Below are 1,873 nucleotides of genomic sequence, written 5' to 3' on the forward strand. Positions count from 1 at the left end.
GGGGGCGCCTCGGCCGGGGAGTCCGCGCCGCCGAAGCTGGGCGGTGCCGGGGAGGCGGGAACGGCCTGCGTCCCCGCCTCCTCTGCGGGCTCCCGGGTGTCTCTAGGTCCAGACATAAGCAGACAGCGTATTCAAACCGGTCACTTTTGGAGAGGCTTGCCTTCGGTTTCCCTGTAGTGCAGGGCCAGCGACAGGCCGCTGCCCTTGACGATCTGCGTCCCGAACGCGCGGACGGTGGCGTGGTACTTCGCCTCGATCTTCTTGCCGTCCGGCCGCTGGACCCACGTCATGATGACGTAGTGGCCGAAGGCCTCGGACGTGCCGAGGGCCTCGCCCTTGCCGTTGTTCTTGGAGACGCCCTTGCCGGGCAGCGCCTGAAGGAACGCGTCCTTGGCGCCGGCGGCCTTCACCGCCTGCTTGGCGGCGGCCTCGGTCCTGAGGTTGAGGACGCCGACGGTGCCGATGAGCTTGCCGGTGCCGAGGGCGTAGGTGGCGCGGAGCGCCTGCGCGCAGCCGCCCTTCTTGAGCGCCTTGGTCAGCGTGACGCCGCCGACGACGCCGGTGCAGCCGCGCTTGGCGTTCACGGCCGTCCGCACGTACTTCTGCTTGCCGCCCTTGAACGTCGCCTTGCCGAAGACCTCGCTGAGCGTCAGCGCCTTGGGATCGGTCGAGCGGCTCTTGAGCTTCACCGGGTCCAGGGGCGCGACGGCGGGGCTGGGCTTGGGCTGCGGCGTCGACACGGTCGGGGACGGTTCGGCGGCCTTGGGCTTGGAGTCGTCCTTGAGCACCGACGACAGGCCGACGCCGCCGCCGATGAGGACCAGGCCGGCGGCGACCGCGCCGCCGATGATCAGAGGGAGGTTGCGGCGCCGCTCGGGCGCGACCAGTCCGTCGGACGGGCCGGGCGGGCCGGCGGGGCCCGGCGGGCCGGGCGGCGTGCCGCCGAAGCCGCCGTCCATCGGCGCCGCGAAGGGGTCCTCGTCCGGCGCCTGCCCGGCGACGGGCTCGTCGCCCCAGCCGGTCGGGCCCGGCGGCCCGCCGAGGGCGCCGAACGGGTCGGTGCCCGAGGGGGACGGTCCGCCGGGGGGCTGCCCGCCGTGGCCCTCGTCGCGCGCGGCGAAGGGGGTCTCGTCGTTGTCGTTGCCGTACGGTGCCGCCTCTGGCCTTCCGGCTCCGGGACCGTACGGAGCTTGCGGCGGCTGCGGGGTGGGCCAGCCGCCGGGCTTGCCTTGATCGCCCGGATAACCCATGGCTTGGACCTTACCGTTCCTCGTTCAGGGCTCTGGACCTTCGGAACACCCACCATGACATGGGGGCGAACCGGGCGCCGGTGGTTTGCCGAACGCCGAGGTGAGGGCCGGGTCACGTCCAGCCGAAGTCCTGGGTCCACAGGGGGCCGCCGGGCCCGTCGGCCGTGCCGACGCCGATGGCGCGCAGGTCGCAGTTCAGGATGTTGGCGCGGTGGCCAGGGCTTTTCATCCAGCCCGCCACGACGGCGGCGGCGGTCGCGTAGCCCTTGGCGATGTTCTCCGCGCCGGGGTTCGGGTACCCGGCGTCCTCCATCCGCTTCCAGGGGCTGTCGCCGTTGCGGGAGGTGTGGTCGAAGTAGCCGTTGGCGGCCATGTCCTCGGAGTGCCTGCGGGCGGCGGTGGCGAGCCGCGCGTCGGCGCGCAGGGCCTTGCAGCCCGCCTTGGCCCGTTCGGCGTTGGTGAGCTCGGTGACGGCCGCCTCGGGGCCGGACCGGGTGGAGCCCGGGGCGCGGCCATGCGGCGGCCTGCCCTTGGACGGCGGTGTCCTCGTCTCGGACGGCTGGACGGACGGGCGCAGGGGAGGGCGCACCGTCCTCAGCGGCGGGGTCTCCCCGGTGGGGGTG

At 73.7% G+C, this 1,873-nt stretch carries 2 protein-coding genes; both read right to left on the reverse strand.

The features are described from left to right. Positions 1 to 140: 140 nt before the first annotated feature. Positions 141 to 1,250: a hypothetical protein gene (locus tag E1298_RS46580; protein ID WP_131903754.1), complete on the reverse strand. Its 1,110-nt coding sequence runs from the start codon at positions 1,248 to 1,250 to the stop codon at positions 141 to 143. A 112-nt stretch (positions 1,251 to 1,362) separates the two neighbouring features. Continuing rightward, a partial coding sequence (locus E1298_RS46585) for a CAP domain-containing protein (RefSeq protein ID WP_131903755.1) occupies positions 1,363 to 1,873 on the reverse strand: 511 nt, incomplete at its 5' end.

This window comes from Actinomadura rubrisoli, from assembly GCF_004349215.1.
Taxonomy (GTDB): domain Bacteria; phylum Actinomycetota; class Actinomycetes; order Streptosporangiales; family Streptosporangiaceae; genus Spirillospora; species Spirillospora rubrisoli.

Bases quoted from the DNA above. Each gene is read 5' to 3' on its own strand.
- E1298_RS46580 (WP_131903754.1), bottom strand. From the start codon at position 1,250: ATGGGTTATCCGGGCGATCAAGGCAAGCCCGGCGGCTGGCCCACCCCG.